This window comes from Bacteroides mediterraneensis (assembly GCF_900128455.1).
Lineage (GTDB): Bacteria > Bacteroidota > Bacteroidia > Bacteroidales > Bacteroidaceae > Phocaeicola > Phocaeicola mediterraneensis.
In genome coordinates, this window is sequence record NZ_LT635783.1 from 829784 (window position 1) to 846841 (window position 17058).

Below are 17058 nucleotides of genomic sequence, written 5' to 3' on the forward strand. Positions count from 1 at the left end.
GAGATTGCAGACATGACCATGAAAAACAACATATTGATGATGGCTTTGGGTACGCTGTTGGTATTTCAGCATGCAGAAGCTGCCGAAAAGAAAATAATCCGTATTTCTACGGATCAGACTGATTTGGTGCTTCAGGTAGCTGAAAACGGACGGCTTTACCAAACTTATTTGGGTGAGAAATTACTGCATGAGGCTGAATTGGAAAACCTTGACTGGCGGATACATCCTGCTTCGGATGCGAGTGTCTCCACTCGCGGATGGGAGGTGTATTCGGGCTCAGGAAATGAAGACTTCTTTGAGCCGACTGTGGGTATTACACATGCTGATGGGAATTCGTCTACGTGGCTGTATTATGTGTCCTCTTCTTCAAAAAAAGTGGATGGAGGAACACAGACCGATATTCTGTTGCGTGATGACAAATATCCGGTAGATGTAACCTTGCATTATGTGGCTTACGAAAAGGAGAATATCATCAAGACCTGGAGTGAAATCACTCATCAGGAGAAAAAACCGATACAGCTTTTCCGTTATGCTTCTACTATGCTGTATTTCAATTGTCCTTCTTATTACCTGACTCAATTCAGTGGGGACTGGGCGAAAGAGGTACAAATGAGTACGCAGAAACTGGAGTTTGGAAAGAAAGTGATAGATACCAAGCTGGGAAGTCGTGCAGCTATGCATACTCAGCCATTTTTTATGGTCGGCCTGAATGCTCCTGCCTCAGAGAACCATGGTAAAGTACTGATGGGTACACTGGGGTGGATTGGTAACTTCCGTTTTACATTCGAGGTGGATAATGTTGGCAACTTGCGCGTCATTCCTGCTATCAATCCTTATGCGTCGAATTATGAACTGGAGAAAGGAGAGGTGTTCACCACTCCTGAGTTTATTTTCACGCTGAGTGAGAAGGGGACTGGCGAGGGCAGCCGCAATTTTCAGAGATGGGCATGTAATTATCAGTTGAAGGATGGAAAAGGTTCTCGCCTGAGTTTGCTGAACAATTGGGAAAATACCGCATTCGACTTTAATGAAGATATGCTGGTTGACCTGATTGGGGAAAGCAAAGAACTCGGCGTAGATATGTTCCTGCTGGATGACGGATGGTTTGGCAACAAATACAAACGCAGTGCAGATACTGCCGGACTGGGAGACTGGGAGGTGACTGCTGACAAACTTCCGGGAGGCCTCAATGCGTTGATTCTGGCTGCGAAGAAGGAAGGCGTGAAGTTCGGACTTTGGATAGAACCGGAAATGGTAAATCCGAAGAGTGAACTGTTTGAAACGCATCCTGAATGGGCTATCCATTATCCGAATCGTGAAACTTATTATTACCGTAACCAATTGGTCCTGGATTTGAGCAATCCGCAAGTGCAGGATTATGTGTACGGGATTGTCGACAAGCTGTTGAAAGAGAATCCGGGTATTGCGTACTTTAAGTGGGATTGCAACAGCCCGATTACAAATATTTATTCTTCTTACCTGAAAACGAGACAGGGTCGTCTTTACATTGATCATGTGAGAGGCGTCTACAATGTCATGAAACGGGTAAAGGAGAATTATCCGGATGTGCCGATGATGCTTTGTTCCGGTGGCGGTGCCCGCTGTGACTATGAAGCCTTGAAATATTTCACGGAGTTCTGGTGCAGTGATAACACTGATCCGGTGGAAAGAGCCTATATTCAGTGGGGATTCTCCCAGTTCTTCCCGGCCAAGGCCATGTGTGCGCATGTTACCAGCTGGAATAAGAATACTTCTATCAAGTTCCGTACGGATATGGCTTCCATGTGTAAATTGGGCTTTGATATTGGATTGAAAGAGTTGAAGGCAGAGGAGCTGGAATATTGCCAGCTTGCCGTAGCCAACTGGAAACGTTTGCAGCCGGTAATATTGGATGGTGTGCAATATCGTTTGGTGTCTCCGTATGAATCCAATCACATGGCCGTGAACTACGTTAATGAGGACCGTTCGAAAGGAGTGATATTTGCTTACGACATTTATCCTCGTTTCCAGGAGAAACTGATGAAGCTGAAGGTGCGGGGGTTGGATCCGAATAAAATGTATAAGGTGGAAGAAATCAATCTGATGCCTGCAGAAGATTCTCGACTGAAAGAGAACGGAAAACTCTTCTCCGGTGACTATCTGATGAAGGTGGGACTGGATGTCTTTGGTTTCCAGCCGACTCAAAGTCATGTAATAGAGTTGACAGCAGAATAATCTCTATCAAAAGTAAACTAAAAAACGAACGAAAATGACAAATACTCAATTAAAATATGCGAAACTCTTCCCGGTGATGCTGTGTTTCTTTGCCATGGGATTTGTAGACTTGGTAGGAATCGCATCCAATTATGTGAAGGAAGATTTGAATCTGAGTGATTCTGAAGCGAATATATTCCCTTCTTTAGTGTTCTTCTGGTTTTTGATATTCTCCGTACCTACGGGAATGTTGATGAACCGCATCGGACGTAAAAAAACTGTGTTGTTGAGTTTGGGAGTTACTTTTTTGTCTTTGTTACTCCCTATGTTTGGAGATAGTTACGGCTTGATGCTTTGCGCTTTTTCCTTGCTGGGTATCGGTAATGCCTTGATGCAGACTTCTCTGAATCCGTTGCTGAGCAATATTATCTCAGGCGACCGTTTGGCCAGTACGCTGACTTTTGGTCAGTTTGTGAAAGCTATCGCTTCTTTCTTGGCACCTTATCTGGCTATGTGGGGAGCTTTGCAGACCATTCCTACTTTTGGCTTGGGATGGAGGGTGTTGTTCCCGATTTATATGGTGGTGGCTATCTTTGCCATTCTGTTGCTTTCGGCTACCCCGATTACCGAGGAACAGCCGGATAAGGCTTCTGGCTTTACCGATTGCTTGAAGCTGTTGGGCAAACCGTTTATCCTGCTGTCTTTCTTAGGCATTATGTGCCATGTAGGAATTGATGTAGGTACGAATACTACTGCTCCGAAGATTTTGATGGAACGTATCGGCATGACCTTGACGGAGGCTGGATTTGCGACAAGTTTATATTTTATTTTCCGTACGTTGGGTTGTTTCTCTGGAGCATTCATCTTGCGGGCTGTATCTTCTAAAGTCTTTTTCTTGATTAGCGTGATTTGTATGATGCTGGCCATGATCGGGCTTTTCGCCTTCGATTCGCGTACGATAATCTATATATGCATTGCTTTGATTGGTTTTGGAAATTCTAATGTCTTTTCCATTATCTTTTCACAGGCTCTGTTGGCTATGCCGGATAAGAAGAATGAGGTATCAGGACTGATGATTATGGGACTTTTCGGTGGTACAATTTTCCCGCTTTTGATGGGAATTGCCAGTGATGCAGTGGGGCAGACGGGTGCGGTAGCAGTTATGACCGCCGGTGTGATTTATTTACTTTTTTATACATTGAAAATTAAACATTAAATAGTAAGACTATGAATAATACAATTGTCGTTGGAATAGGAGAAGCACTGTGGGACGTGCTGCCTGAAGGAAAGAAAATTGGAGGAGCTCCAGCAAATTTTGCGTATCACGTATCACAGTTCGGACTTGACGGGCGTGCGGTCAGTGCGGTAGGAGAAGACAAGTTGGGAACTGAGATTTTGGAAAACTTTTATGAAAAGAACTTGCATTGTATGATTGAGCGTGTACCCTATCCAACCGGCACCGTACAGGTGGAGCTGGATGCGGAAGGAGTGCCCTGCTACGATATTAAAGAAGGGGTGGCATGGGATAATATACCATACACAATGGCATTGGAAGGACTGGCCAAGCAGACTACGGCTGTTTGTTTCGGTTCGCTGGCCCAGCGCAGTGTAGTTTCCCGGGATACAATCAATAAGTTTCTGGATGCCATGCCGAAAGAAGGAACTCTAAAGGTTTTTGACATAAATCTTCGTCAGGGATTCTATACAAAAGAGGTGCTTTGTAACTCTTTTAGAAAATGCAATGTATTGAAGATTAATGATGAAGAACTGGTGACTGTAAGCCGTATGTTTGGCTATCCGGGTATCGACTTGCAGGATAAATGCTGGATTCTGCTGGCAAAATATAATTTGAAAATGTTGATTTTGACCTGTGGGGTGAATGGCAGCTATGTCTTTACTCCGGGAAATGTATCTTTTGTGGAAACCCCGAAAGTGGAGGTCGCTGATACCGTAGGCGCAGGAGATTCATTTACGGCTACATTTGTGGCTTCTATTTTGAAAGGAAAGACAGTGCGTGAAGCACACGAACTGGCTGTGGAAGTTTCTGCATTTGTATGTACTCAAAATGGAGCTATGCCGGAATTTCCTCTGTATTTAAGAGATAAAATGTAAAGAATAAGGTTTATAAGTTTGTATTTTTAGTTTAGGTTAGATTTGAAAGGCATGCGGTTTTAGCTGTGACGGCTGAAACCGCATTTTTTATTGTTTAATAATACAGAAAAAACGCTTTTTGATAGGTGGGCTTTCCTTGCTTTCATGTATCTTTGTAAAGTTAACTTAATATGGATTGCATGAAACATCGATGGCATAGATTCCTTTTGTTGTTTTTTCTTGTGGGGTTGCTGGTAGCCTGCGATAGAAGAAAACCTGAATATATTATAGGAGTTTCTCAGTGTAGCAATGATGAATGGCGCGTGCAGATGAATAAAGAGATTCTGCGCGAGGCTCTCTTTTATCCAGGGGTGGAGGTTAAAATCCGCCAAGCACAAGATGACAATCAACGGCAGATAAATGATATTAAGGAATTTATTCATCGGAAGGTCAATTTGATTATTGTGGCCCCCAATGAAGCGGGAGCTATTGCACCCGTATTGGAAGAAGCTTACGAAGCAGGTATTCCAGTTGTACTGGTTGACCGGAAAATCCATTCTGATAAATATACGGCTTATGTAGGAGCGGATAATTATGAGATTGGGAAAAAGGTGGGCGAATATATTGTCAACGCTTTGAATGGCGAAGGACAGGTGGTAGAAATTACGGGGCTGAAGGCTTCCACTCCGGCGGTAGAACGACATCGGGGAATGATGGAGGCCTTGAAAGTGGCACCAGGCATACATATTGTGGCTTCCGCGGATGCCGGCTGGTTCCAGGATAAGGCCCGTATGGTAGTGGATACGATTTTGAAGAGACATTCCCGGATTGATTTGATCTTTGCGCAAAATGACCGGATGGCGATAGGAGCTTATCAGGAGGCACTTCGGCAGGGACGGGAGAAAAATATTGTGTTTATTGGTGTGGACGCAGTGGCTGGAAAAGGATATGGGGTGGAAAGTGTGGCCAAAGGCGAATTGAACGCCACCTTTATTTATCCCACAGGTGGAGATAAGGTGATGCAGGTGGCCATGTCTATTTTAAAAGGGAAGAAATATGAGCGGGAGAATTACTTGTCTACGGCAGCGGTGAATAAGGACAATGCCCGTATTATGCAAATGCAGACAGAACATATTTTTTCGTTAGACCATAAAATAGAATTGTTGCACAGCCGGTTGGATGATTATTTCCTGCGTTATTCCGCGCAAAAAATGTTTTTGTATGCGTGTGTGGTCATTTTAGTGTTGGTGGGATTCCTGTTGTTCTTCCTGGTGCGTGCTTTCTGGATGAAGAATCGGATGAATGCGGAATTGTCGGCTCAGAAAGAGCAGTTGGAATGCCAACGTGACCAATTGCAGGAGCAGCGCGATCAGTTGATAGAACTGTCTCGCCAATTGGAGGAGGCTACGCATGCCAAACTGGCTTTCTTTACCAGTGTGTCGCACGATTTTCGTACACCGTTGACATTGATTGCTGACCCAATAAACCAGCTGCTCGAAGAGAAGCACTTGAGTGAACGGGATAGGGAGATGTTGGAGATTGTACATCGGAATGTGTCCATTTTGTTACGACTGATTACGCAGATTCTTGACTTTCAGAAATATGAATGCGGTAAGCTTGATTTGCGCCTTTCAGAATTTAATGTGTTTGAGGGAGTTAAAGAGTGGACGAAAGCCTTTCATGTATTAGCCTTCAGGAAGCACATCCATTTTGAGGTAACGGCAGAGGGGAATGTAGCAGATTATATGATGGTGGCGGATGCCGAAAAAATGGAACGCATTATTTATAATTTATTGTCCAATGCGTTTAAGTTTACACCCGAAAAAGGAGAAGTAAAGGTTGAATTATCACGAAAGGAACAGGACTTGCAAAGCCTTTTGTGCTTGAAGGTCAGTGATACGGGTATTGGTATGTCGGAGGAGCATGCCCAGCATGTGTTTGAACGTTTCTATCAGATTGATATGCAGCATACAGGGTCAGGACTTGGACTGGCTTTGGTTGAAGCTTTTACGCATTTACATCATGGGCAAGTGAAAGTTGCAACAGAAGAAGGAAAAGGTACTTGCTTTTGGGTAGAACTTCCCATGAGGCAGGAAGGAGAGGTGAAAAAAGTGATAGAGAAGAATGAGTCTCTGAAAAACCTGCAGGAGGGAGCTGTATTGGATGCGGGAACGGAAACTTTACATCAGCTGCCGAAGAGCGTCAGTGTGGATGGAAAGATAGAGAAAGAGGTGGTTCTTGTGATTGATGACAATCAAGATGTACGGGATTACATAAAGATGTTGTTGCAGGAGAAATATACAGTGATTGAAGCTGTCAATGGACAGGAAGGAGTTCGTCAGGCTATGAAATATGTGCCGGATGTCATTATTTGCGATGTGATGATGCCTGTAATGGATGGTATTGAGTGTTGCCGTCGGTTGAAGAATGAACTTCAAACATCTCACATCCCTGTGATGATGCTGACAGCTTATACGATGGATGAACAACGTATTCAGGGATATGATTCAGGGGCAGATTCCTATTTGGCAAAACCATTTAGTGCCAAGCTGTTGTTGTCTCGTATCCGGAACTTGATAGACAACCGAAAACGCTTGAAATTCAAGGAAGATACGGTGACGTCCGTTCAAAAACAGCCTTTGGGAGAGATTGATAAGGGGTTTGTGGAAAAACTGAAAATGTTGATTGACGAGAAGATGGGTGATTCGAATCTCAGCGTGGAAGATTTAGGTGCGGATTTGGGCTTAGGGCGTGTACAGCTGTACCGTAAGACGAAAGCGTTGACAGGTTATTCTCCCAATGAATTGTTACGCATTGCCCGCTTGAAAAAGGCTGCTTCCTTATTGGCTTCCACCGAAAAGACTGTAGCTGAAATTACATACGAAGTGGGCTTTAGTTCACCTTCTTATTTTACTCGGTGTTATAAAGATTATTTTGGGGAAAGTCCGACTGATTTCTTGAAAAGACGGGATGGAAAAGGGTAAGAGAAGCCAGATTCTTTTTTACTCGAAGAAATAATTGTATATTTGGGCACTTTTTGAGGACGTAGATTATGAAACGGATTTTGATAGTGTTACTTGTATGTGGAATATATGGGGCCGGATTCGCCCAAGATTTGAAAACGCTGTTTGTGGCAATGCCTGACTCCTTATCTCCTTTTCTGACAGAAGTGAACAGGGCTGATTTTGGAGATTTTCTGGAGAGCGGTATGAAGGCAGAAGTGAAAAATCGTTTTGGAAATACTTCTGAAATGACAAAATTGACCTCAGATTATTTATTCTTGAAAAGCACTTCTGCCAGTACGCTGGAATTGAAACTGCTACCTTTGAATGATTCTGTAAAAGTGATTTGCGCCGTGTCTACTTATTTTGCTCCGGCGGGAGATAGCCAGATTGCTTTTTATGATACCAGTTGGAAGAAATTGTCCGTAAATGATTTTATCCAGCTTCCTCAGGAAGATTCCTTTTATATTGTGCCTCAGTCTGATGTGCAGGCTGATTCCTTGAAGAATTTGCGTGCTTATGCAGACATGTATTTATGGAAGGCCACTTTGTCGGCCGACCAGTCTGTTCTGTCAATCACTTATACCACTCCCGATTATTTGGATAAGAAGACGGCGGAAGCATTGAAGCGTTATGTGGTTTCTACTCCCTTGTGCTATGAATGGAAGAATGGAAAGTTTATTAAGCGAGAGGAACTGAATTCTTTATCGAAGTAATTCTATTTAATTTTTTGTTCTGCAGCTTATTATGTTTTACAACATCAATAAGGACTCGTGCGTATGAAAATACATAAAAAATAGTTAAGCATGCAACCGGGTATGGCGGAAAAATTTTATCTTTGGGGCGTTGTTTATAAAACTGAATGGCATATTTCAGGGAGAAGGGAATATGCATCATGAATGTGAATTGTTTTTTAACCAGTAGTGGTATTCTTTTTGGAGGTCGGGCTGGAATAATTTATATCACGAAAGCCAACCGACGGATACTAGCTGAAAAATATAGAATGGAATGATATTAAAATGTATTAGAACAGTAGCGATGGCAGCTTTGGCAATGGTGAGTATCAATGTCTCGGGACAAGATCTTCTCGCTCGTCAGGCTCCTATCGACAGAAAATTGAAAGCGGTGGATTCGCTGGCTTTGATTCGCCAGATTAAGGCAGAACAGGCTGTATATCCTGCTTATAGTCTTTATCCTAATTGGAACAATGATCGCGTTCATGCGTACGGTGGTACACAGGTTCCAGACAGTTTCCGGATTGATCTTACAGGCTTCTGCATGCCGACAACCCATACAATCATTACTTCCAAATGCGGTCCTCGCTGGCGGCGTATGCATAACGGATTGGATATTAAAGTCTACATTGGCGATACTATCCGTGCTGCATTCGACGGACGTGTCCGTATGGTAAAATACGAGCGTAGAGGATACGGTAAGTATGTGGTGATTCGTCACGACAATGGCCTGGAAACTATTTATGGTCACTTGTCTAAGCAGATTGTGGCTGAAGACCAGTATGTGAAAGCTGGTGATCCGATTGGTTTGGGTGGAAACACCGGTCGTTCTACAGGTTCGCATCTTCATTTTGAAACGCGTTTCTTGGGTGAAGTGATTAATCCGGAATTTATGTTTGATTTTCCCAATCAGGATATTGTGGCCGACAGCTATTTGTTTGTGCGAGGTGCCAACCGTTATTCCTATCAGCGTACACGGGCTTTGGCTGCTGTAAAATCAGGTAAGTCGGGAGCTGTAGAGGCTGAAAAGTCGGCTATCCGTTACCACAAGATTCGCAAGGGAGATACATTGGGACGCATTTCCCGTTTGTATCATGTGTCTATCGACCGTTTGTGCCAGATTAACGGTATCAAGCGTACCACTACTTTACGTATCGGACAAGTCTTGAGATGTTCGTGACAAGGAGTATACACATACTGTAAAAGAAATAAGCCATTTCATATAGCCGTCAGGTCTGTATGAAATGGCATTTTTTATGTCGTTTATTATTGTGTGCTCTGTGAAAAAACAGTAACTTTGCCACATATTCGAGCATAAGAGATGGAAGATACCAAAAAACAATTTGAACATGTAATTGCAGTCTGTCGTGATTTGTTTGCCAAGAAGTTGCATGATTACGGAGCTGCGTGGCGCATCATGCGTCCATCTTCTGTGACAGACCAGATTTTTATCAAAGCCAACCGTATTCGTAGCATAGAAGTGAAAGGAGTATCCTTGATTGATGAGGGGATTCGTCCGGAATTTATGGCCATTGTAAATTATGGTATTATAGGTCTGATTCAGCTGGAGTTAGGCTATGCTGAAACAGAAGACATCACCGAAGAGCGTGCGTTGGAGTTATATGACAACTATGCCAGGAAGGCGTTGGAATTGATGTTGGCTAAAAATCATGATTACGATGAGGCTTGGCGTAGCATGCGCATCACTTCTTATACCGATTTGATTCTGATGAAAATTTACCGTACCAAACAAATTGAATCTTTGAAAGGGGATACATTGGTGTCGGAAGGTGTGGATGCCAATTACATGGATATGATTAATTATGCCGTATTTGGATTGATTAAACTGGAATTTGGAGAATAAGTATTTACATAAAGCAGCTGTAGTCTGGAGTAATTTCTGCCGTTTTTTGTTGGCGGTTGTCTTTTTGTTTTCCGGATTTATAAAGGCCAATGACCCTTTGGGTACCGTTTATAAAATACAGGATTACCTGAAAGCTTGGGGCTTGTTGAGCTTAAGTGAAGGCTATGTGCCTTATTTGCTGGCGATGCTGTTTGGCTTTTTGGAGTTTATTTTGGGCATTTACCTGTTTTTTGGTATTCGGCGTAGGGTGGCTCCTTTGTTGGTGTTGCTGGTCATGTCTTTCATGACGCCGTTGACGTTGTGGCTAGCTCTGGCCAATCCCATATCCGATTGCGGGTGTTTTGGTGATGCGATAGTCCTGACTAACTGGGAAACTTTTTTCAAAAATATAGTGTTGTTGGTGGCAGCAGTTTCCGTATTCAAATGGAGACGCTACATCTTTAATTTGGTGACGACGAAGGTCGACTGGCTGATTTCGCTTTACAGTATTGTTTTCATTATTTTTTTCACTTTCTTCTGTTTCCGTTATCTGCCGGTATTTGATTTCCGTCCCTATCATGTAGGGACTGATATCGTCAAGGGAATGAGCATTCCAAAGGGGGAGAAGCCGACGGTGTATGAAACCATTTTCATCTATTCCAAGAATGGAAAAGAGCAGGAGTTCACCATCGACAATTTCCCGACAGATTCTACTTGGACCTTTGTGGATTCGAAAACCCGGGTAAAGGAAAAGGGATATGAACCGCCTATTCACGATTTTTCCATCACTTCATTGGAAACAGGCGAAGACTTGACAGAGGATATTCTGCAAGGCGAGCAATATACCTTCTTACTGGTATCTCCTTGGTTGAAGCAGGCGGACGACAGCGGGATGGATTTGATTAATGAAGTGTACGATTACAGTGTGGAGCACGGTTACCGTTTCCTTTGTCTGACCGCTTCTTCTGAACAGGACATCATGGAGTGGCAGGAAAACACTGGAGCTGAATATCCTTTTGCACTGATGGATGAAATTACGCTCAAAACGATGATTCGTTCCAATCCGGGATTGATGTTATTGAAAAAAGGTGTGGTGTTGCGTAAATGGAGTGTATCCAATTTACCTGACGAGTATCAGTTGAATGCCCCTTTGGAACGTCTTCCGTTTAGTACGTGGAGCCCTAAGACCAATGTGCATAAAATTGTAGAGGTTACGTGCTGGTTCTTGGTACCTTTACTGTTGTTTACCATGGCCGATTTGGCTTGGTTGCGTATCAAAAGCCGCAGGGAGAAAAAGAAAAAAGAGCAAGAAAAAGAAACATTATAAACTAACCCTTTAAATTAAAAACAAAATGAGAAAAAACATTGTAGCAGGTAACTGGAAAATGAACAAGAACCTGCAGGAAGGTATTGCATTGGCAAAAGAATTAAACGAAGTATTGACCGCAGACAAACCTAACTGCGATGTTATCATCTGTACTCCGTTTATTCACCTGGCTTCTGTTACTCCTCTGGTAGACAGCTCTATCATTGGCGTAGGTGCAGAAAACTGTGCAGACAAAGCTTCTGGTGCTTACACTGGTGAAGTTTCTGCTGAAATGGTTGCATCTACAGGTGCTCAGTATGTAATCTTGGGTCACTCAGAACGTCGTGCTTACTACCACGAAACAGTAGAAATCTTGGCTGAAAAAGTAAAATTGGCTCTGGCTAACAACCTGAAACCGATTTTCTGTATCGGTGAAGTGTTGGAAGAACGTGAAGCTAACAAGCAGAATGAAGTAGTAGAAGCTCAGCTGGCTTCTGTATTCTCTCTGTCTGCAGAAGACTTCAGCAAGATTATCTTGGCTTACGAACCGGTTTGGGCTATTGGTACAGGTAAGACTGCTACTCCGCAGCAGGCTCAGGAAATCCACGCTCACATCCGTTCTTTGGTAGCTGCTAAATACGGTAAGGAAGTGGCTGAAAACACTTCTATCCTGTACGGTGGTAGCTGCAAACCTTCAAATGCAAAAGAATTGTTTGCAAATCCTGATGTAGACGGTGGTTTGATTGGTGGTGCTGCTCTGAAGGCTGCCGACTTCAAAGGTATCATCGATGCTTTTAAATAATTTCCAATATCTGAATTAATCAGGAATTGTTTGAGCACAGAGAGATGAGGACGTGCAGTGTCATTCCTTCCCTCTGTGCTCAATTGACTTTTGTTTTCTATGTCTATCTAAAAATCCGGTTATGCTGAAATATTTTTTATTCATTGTTTCTTTATTATGTGTCAGTGGGAGTTATGCCCAACGGAACATTATTGAAAGCTTACAAACCCGTCGGGCGGGCGAAGGGGTAGTCACCGTCCATCAGGATGCACAGATTACTTCTCTGATAGGGAAACGCTATGTACGGTCTACAAGTTCAGAACCGGTGAAGACATTGAAGGCTCGTGGCTTTCGTGTACAGGTATATGCCGGAAATAATTCTCGTCAGGCACGTAGCGAGGCGAACAACGTAGCTGCGAAAGTGAAGGAAGAGTTTCCCGATTTGCCGGTTTATACTTATTTTCAGCCTCCACGTTGGCTGTGCAGGGTAGGAGACTTCAAGAGTATTGAAGAAGCACATGTTACCATGCGTAAATTGAAAGCGACAGGAGTTTTTAAGGAAGTATCTATTGTGCGCGAACAGATTAATATACCTATAGAATAATGATGACAGATACCAATTCGATAAACTGGCCACAGGAAAAGGTCGAAAAACTGATGGGCCATTATAAAGAAATTCTTTCCTTGCTGGGAGAAGACCCTGAACGGGAAGGACTGTTGAAAACCCCTGAGCGTGTGGCTAAGGCTATGCTGACCTTGACTCGCGGATATGAAATGGACCCGAGAGAGGTGTTGAATGCTGCTAAATTCAAGGAACCTTACAGTCAGATGGTCATAGTGAAGGACATTGACTTTTTCTCTATGTGCGAGCACCACATGTTGCCGTTTTATGGAAAAGCACACGTGGCTTACATTCCGAATGGATACATCACGGGTCTGAGCAAGATTGCCCGTGTGGTAGATATCTTTTCGCATCGTCTGCAGGTGCAGGAACGTATGACACTTCAGATAAAAGAGTGCATTCAGGAGACGCTGAACCCATTAGGAGTAATGGTGGTGGTGGAAGCCAAGCACATGTGCATGCAGATGCGAGGAGTGGAAAAACAGAATTCGGTGACAACCACTTCTGATTTTACTGGCGCGTTCAATCAGGCAAAGACACGTGAGGAGTTCATGAACCTGATTCGTGCAAAATATTGATTTGATGTACTATTTCCCCTTCCGTATGAAAAAGGGGAAATAGTTTTTTATATACTGGGAGGTAATACTACGCGGTCGCCTGCCTTTTGGACCATTGAAATCTGAATCTGTTGTAATTCCCGGTAGTGTTCCATGATTTCCTGACATTTTTGCGGGTCGTTGTAGACATCCGGATTATTCAATGCCTGCATCGTATGTTTCATTTCTTCTTCCACAATTGAAATTTTAAAATCAATCAGCAGACGAGGAACCAGTTCATAGAGTCGTTCTTCGTCCGTCAGGATTTTCTGTCCTTTGGAGTGGTATTTGCTCAGTTGGTAGCGGTCGCTGACCATTTCGGCAGCCAGTTTGCTGATGTCCGGGTCTGGATGACTCAGAAAATAACGTTCAGCTACAAAACCGGAGTCTTGCAGGTGCATCTCTGCCTCTTTGAGGATGCGGCGGTCCAATACGTTGTGAAATTGCAATTCATCCTCTTTCAATCCGGTGGAAATACATTCAATTACGGTCAGTGGATGTTCCGCTCCGTTTTCATCTTCCAGATAGCACATGACTTTCTCTCCGTAGCGAATCAGCATGCGTACCAGTGCTTGTTCCCGCTGGTAGAACACTTTCTGTTCATTCCCTTCCAGTGGAATGTAAGACAGATACTCTTCGGTTGGGGAAGGGTTCTCTTCTGCGGGAGGAACAGACTGTGTGTCAGGAGAGGGAGGCAAAGTGTCCGGATTTTCCTGAGGAACGGGGGGGGCCTGGTTTTCGGCTGGATTAGCAGTGATGGATTTTCCCGCATTTTCCTGTGCTCTGAGGGCCTGCTGTTGCTTCCGCTGGTTTTCCTTGAACTTGTTTTCCTGTGCCTGTTCGATGAGTTTGGCTACCGCCTCTGTCAGGATTTTCTCTTCCATTTGCAGAAGCTGGCTGCATTCACGGGTATAGACAGAGCGGACGATGGAATCCGGAATGACCGAAATACTTTTGACGATGCTGGATATCAGCCCCGCCCGTTTGATTGGGTCTTTTCCGGCCTCTTCCATCAGCAAGTTGGTCTTGAAGCGGATGAAGTCTACTTCGTGCTCGTTGATGTAGGCCTGATAGTCGGTGGCATTATGTTTACGGGCAAAACTGTCTGGGTCATCTCCGTCTGGAAGGAGGCAGACCTTGACGTTCATTCCTTCCTCCAACAGCATGTCGATGCCTCGGATGCTGGCCTTGATGCCGGCTCCATCCCCATCATACAATACTGTGATATTGTTGGTGAAACGGTGTATCAACCGTATCTGGTCGGAGGTCAGAGCCGTACCCGAAGAGGCCACCACATTTTCAATCCCGCTCTGGTGCATGGAAATCACGTCGGTGTATCCCTCTACTAGGAAACAACGGTCTTGACGTACGATTTCCTGCTTGGCAAAGTAAATGCCATACAGTTCCCGGCTTTTGTGATAGATTTCTGACTCCGGGGAATTAACATACTTCATCTGCACGTTCTTGGTGGCTGCATTCAACACACGTCCGCCAAAAGCCACGACTTTGCCCGACAAGGTATGTACGGGGAAGATGACACGTCCCCAGAAGCGGTCACGCAAGGAGCCGTCATCTTTTCGGTAGCAGAGTCCGGTTTTGACAAGGAACTCCTCCTTATAGCCTTTTTGTAAGGCTGTACGGGCCAGCGCATCCCGATTGTCCAGACTGTATCCCAATTGGAATTTCTTGATGATGTCATCACGGAACCCGCGGCTGCGTAAATACGTCATGCCGATACGTTGTCCGTCGATGTGGTTGTAGAGTATGTCCTGAAAATATTCAGCTGCAAACTGATTGACCACGAACAAGCTTTCGCGCAAGCTGTGAGCCTGTTTTTCTTCGTCGGTCAGTTCGCGTTCCTTGATTTCGATATTGTATTTTCTGGCCAGCCATTTCAGGGCCTCATAGTAGGATAGCTGTTCGTGTTCCATGATGAAATGTACCACGTTGCCTCCTTTTCCACAGCTGAAGCATTTGCACAGCCCCTTGCTGGGTGACACGCTGAATGAAGGGGTCTTTTCATTGTGAAACGGACACAGTCCGATGTAGTTCACTCCTCTTCGACGAAGCGTGACAAATTCGGATACCACATCTACTATTTGTGCCGCATCCAATATCCGGTCTATGGTGGCTTGGTCTATCATATCGGAATGCGAAAATAATAAAAATAAGTAGAATGTGCAATGTCTTTTCTGGCGATTCAGAATATGAACGCGATGGAGGCTCCGAAAGTAAGGTTATGCATTGGTGTCCGTTTGCTGTAGGAGCGTGCTTCGCGGTTTCCTTCTTCATCCACCCAGGTATTTTTCAGGTCATAAGTCAGTCGGGGAGAGGCAAAGTCATAGTCGCAATACAGGCGCAGGGCAGCATCCTCTTTGTAACGGTAGGTGAGGGAAACACCCGTGCCTAGCTTGAACGTGGAACTTTTCCGGATGTGCAGAAATTCTTCATCCACAAACGTGCTGCGTAGCAGTTCGTGGGTGGTCAGGTCTTCCTGTTGGAGATAATATTCCACATCCTCCTTGTAGAACTGGTTGTAGGCTTCTTGGCTGACTTTTTGCCGGTCGAAGATATCGGGGTTGATGCGGGAGAGCGAGTTCAGGGTAAAGTCGGCATTCAGTCGCCGGCCGACCAGCAGTTTGCCGCCCAGCTGGAAGTGGCGGTTCAAAGGGTATGAAAAATAGGCCCCTAAGTCGATGTCGCACATTCCCAGGTGGTCCGATTCCAGTCCGTCGAGTAGGAACATGTTGACCGGAGCTCCTTCCTGCAAGTCATTGTCCAGGTCGAAATGTCGCTTGTTTTCTTCCGGAATATCGGCTATCACAGGCAGGGTGGCCACTTTCAGACGGCCTCCCAACCCAAGGTAAGCATTGAAAAAATAAGCTCCTTCCACACTGACTACCGTAGCGGTTCCTGTCCGCAGGCGCATACCCAGGGGAGAACCGTGTTCCTTGTCATATAATTCGGCAGTACGCAGGCTGGAGGGTCCCGTCGCAAATCCCATGTTGAAGCTCAAAAAGGAAGGTGCCTCATAACGGTTGTAGCTTGTATCATCTGCTCGTGTGTCCTTGTGCTTGAAAATCAGATCGGAAAAGAAATATCCCAAGTCGGTGGAAATCATGCCGATACCGGCTCCCACCAGTACGTCGCCAATCCAGTGGCGGTTGTTCAGCTGTCGGGTCACTCCGGTCAGTCCGGCCAAAGTATATCCGCCGATGCTATACCACGGACTGAGCATGCCATATTCCTTGTGCAGAATGGTGGCACACATAAAGGCGGTGGCGGTATGTCCCGAGGGAAATGAATTGTTTGAGGAATTGTCCGGACGTACTTCCTTGGTGGTATATTTCAAGGTATTCACAAATCCGGCCATGAGAGCAGCCGAGAATACATTGCTGACGGTCAGTTCTTTCCACGAACTGCGTCCTTCTACCCCCGCCAGTTTCATTCCCCATGTGGCTGCCAGAGGGAGATATTGCGTATAGTTGTCGTATTTCTGGTGGAAGTTGGGTTCGAAACGGTTGCGCAGGGTGCGGAAATTCCGGTTTTCTCCTTTTACGACCAGTCCGGAAACGATGAAGGGAATACCCATGTACGAGAAATTCCTGCGAAAATGCTCTTTTGCTTTGGGGGCAGAGTATTTTCCTTCCGGTGAGATGGAAAGAAGAGAGTCCTTGGTCGGGTAGGCAGTGTCGTCCGGCAGGCGGGCATGCAGAGACGGAACAATCAGAGGGAAAATGGAAAGAAATAACAAGACACGGATTTTCATTGCGGCTCAGAAAATTAAAAATACATAGTAGGAGGCCGCAAAGATAGTGCTTTAGAAAGAGATGCAGAAGAAAGTCTGATGTACATAGGAACTTGCTACTTTATTGATAATCAGACTGCAT

The 17058-nt window shown here is 44.6% G+C and carries 13 protein-coding genes; 11 read left to right on the forward strand and 2 right to left on the reverse strand.

Annotation, left to right across the window (positions count from 1 at the left end):
- The first annotated feature begins 18 nt into the window (after positions 1–18).
- From BQ7480_RS03325 to folE, 11 genes are all read left to right on the forward strand, one after another.
- The gene (locus BQ7480_RS03325; protein WP_072543879.1) at positions 19–2214 is read left to right on the forward strand and encodes an alpha-galactosidase; all 2196 of its coding nucleotides are present in this window, start codon (positions 19–21) and stop codon (positions 2212–2214) included.
- Between the two features lie 34 nt (positions 2215–2248).
- The gene (locus BQ7480_RS03330) at positions 2249–3409 is read left to right on the forward strand and encodes an MFS transporter (RefSeq protein ID WP_072541714.1); all 1161 of its coding nucleotides are present in this window, start codon (positions 2249–2251) and stop codon (positions 3407–3409) included.
- 11 nt (positions 3410–3420) lie between these two features.
- Entirely contained in the window at positions 3421–4305 is an 885-nt protein-coding gene (locus tag BQ7480_RS03335; RefSeq protein WP_072541715.1) for a carbohydrate kinase family protein, read from the forward strand.
- Between the two features lie 179 nt (positions 4306–4484).
- On the forward strand, positions 4485–7268 hold the full coding sequence (locus BQ7480_RS03340; protein ID WP_072541716.1) for a hybrid sensor histidine kinase/response regulator transcription factor: 2784 nt from the start codon (positions 4485–4487) through the stop codon (positions 7266–7268).
- 68 nt (positions 7269–7336) lie between these two features.
- On the forward strand, positions 7337–8002 hold the full coding sequence (locus BQ7480_RS03345; RefSeq protein WP_072541717.1) for a DUF3256 family protein: 666 nt from the start codon (positions 7337–7339) through the stop codon (positions 8000–8002).
- 292 nt (positions 8003–8294) lie between these two features.
- Complete coding sequence (locus BQ7480_RS03350) at positions 8295–9200, forward strand: peptidoglycan DD-metalloendopeptidase family protein (RefSeq protein WP_072541718.1); 906 nt, start codon at positions 8295–8297, stop codon at positions 9198–9200.
- 141 nt (positions 9201–9341) lie between these two features.
- Positions 9342–9884: a DUF1599 domain-containing protein gene (locus BQ7480_RS03355; RefSeq protein WP_072541719.1), complete on the forward strand. Its 543-nt coding sequence runs from the start codon at positions 9342–9344 to the stop codon at positions 9882–9884.
- Positions 9874–11190 (forward strand): BT_3928 family protein, encoded by a 1317-nt coding sequence (locus BQ7480_RS03360; protein ID WP_072541720.1) that lies wholly within the window; start codon positions 9874–9876, stop codon positions 11188–11190. The genes BQ7480_RS03355 and BQ7480_RS03360 overlap by 11 nt, the downstream gene beginning before the upstream one ends.
- A 25-nt stretch (positions 11191–11215) precedes the next feature.
- Complete coding sequence (tpiA, locus tag BQ7480_RS03365) at positions 11216–11971, forward strand: triose-phosphate isomerase (RefSeq protein WP_022354710.1); 756 nt, start codon at positions 11216–11218, stop codon at positions 11969–11971.
- A gap of 121 nt (positions 11972–12092) precedes the next feature.
- A complete protein-coding gene (locus BQ7480_RS03370; RefSeq protein ID WP_022354711.1) occupies positions 12093–12554 on the forward strand; it encodes an SPOR domain-containing protein in 462 nt (153 codons plus the stop codon).
- Between the two features lie 2 nt (positions 12555–12556).
- The gene (gene folE, locus BQ7480_RS03375) at positions 12557–13150 is read left to right on the forward strand and encodes a GTP cyclohydrolase I FolE (protein ID WP_022354712.1); all 594 of its coding nucleotides are present in this window, start codon (positions 12557–12559) and stop codon (positions 13148–13150) included.
- A 47-nt stretch (positions 13151–13197) separates the two neighbouring features.
- Here folE and dnaG read toward each other — a convergent pair whose 3' ends face one another.
- Together dnaG and BQ7480_RS03385 are read right to left on the reverse strand one after the other, a co-directional pair.
- Positions 13198–15312: a DNA primase gene (gene dnaG, locus BQ7480_RS03380; RefSeq protein WP_072541721.1), complete on the reverse strand. Its 2115-nt coding sequence runs from the start codon at positions 15310–15312 to the stop codon at positions 13198–13200.
- Positions 15313–15368: 56 nt separating this feature from the next.
- Positions 15369–16937, reverse strand: a complete 1569-nt coding sequence (locus BQ7480_RS03385; RefSeq protein WP_083581745.1) for a phosphatase PAP2 family protein — start codon at positions 16935–16937, stop codon at positions 15369–15371.
- Positions 16938–17058: the final 121 nt, after the last annotated feature.

Coding starts and splice junctions, on each gene's coding strand:
- BQ7480_RS03325 (WP_072543879.1), top strand. CDS start 19: ATGAAAAACAACATATTGATGATGGCTTTGGGTACGCTGTTGGTATTT.
- BQ7480_RS03330 (WP_072541714.1), top strand. CDS start 2,249: ATGACAAATACTCAATTAAAATATGCGAAACTCTTCCCGGTGATGCTG.
- BQ7480_RS03335 (WP_072541715.1), top strand. CDS start 3,421: ATGAATAATACAATTGTCGTTGGAATAGGAGAAGCACTGTGGGACGTG.
- BQ7480_RS03340 (WP_072541716.1), top strand. CDS start 4,485: ATGAAACATCGATGGCATAGATTCCTTTTGTTGTTTTTTCTTGTGGGG.
- BQ7480_RS03345 (WP_072541717.1), top strand. CDS start 7,337: ATGAAACGGATTTTGATAGTGTTACTTGTATGTGGAATATATGGGGCC.
- BQ7480_RS03350 (WP_072541718.1), top strand. CDS start 8,295: ATGATATTAAAATGTATTAGAACAGTAGCGATGGCAGCTTTGGCAATG.
- BQ7480_RS03355 (WP_072541719.1), top strand. CDS start 9,342: ATGGAAGATACCAAAAAACAATTTGAACATGTAATTGCAGTCTGTCGT.
- tpiA (WP_022354710.1), top strand. CDS start 11,216: ATGAGAAAAAACATTGTAGCAGGTAACTGGAAAATGAACAAGAACCTG.
- BQ7480_RS03370 (WP_022354711.1), top strand. CDS start 12,093: ATGCTGAAATATTTTTTATTCATTGTTTCTTTATTATGTGTCAGTGGG.
- folE (WP_022354712.1), top strand. CDS start 12,557: ATGACAGATACCAATTCGATAAACTGGCCACAGGAAAAGGTCGAAAAA.
- dnaG (WP_072541721.1), bottom strand. CDS start 15,312: ATGATAGACCAAGCCACCATAGACCGGATATTGGATGCGGCACAAATA.
- BQ7480_RS03385 (WP_083581745.1), bottom strand. CDS start 16,937: ATGAAAATCCGTGTCTTGTTATTTCTTTCCATTTTCCCTCTGATTGTT.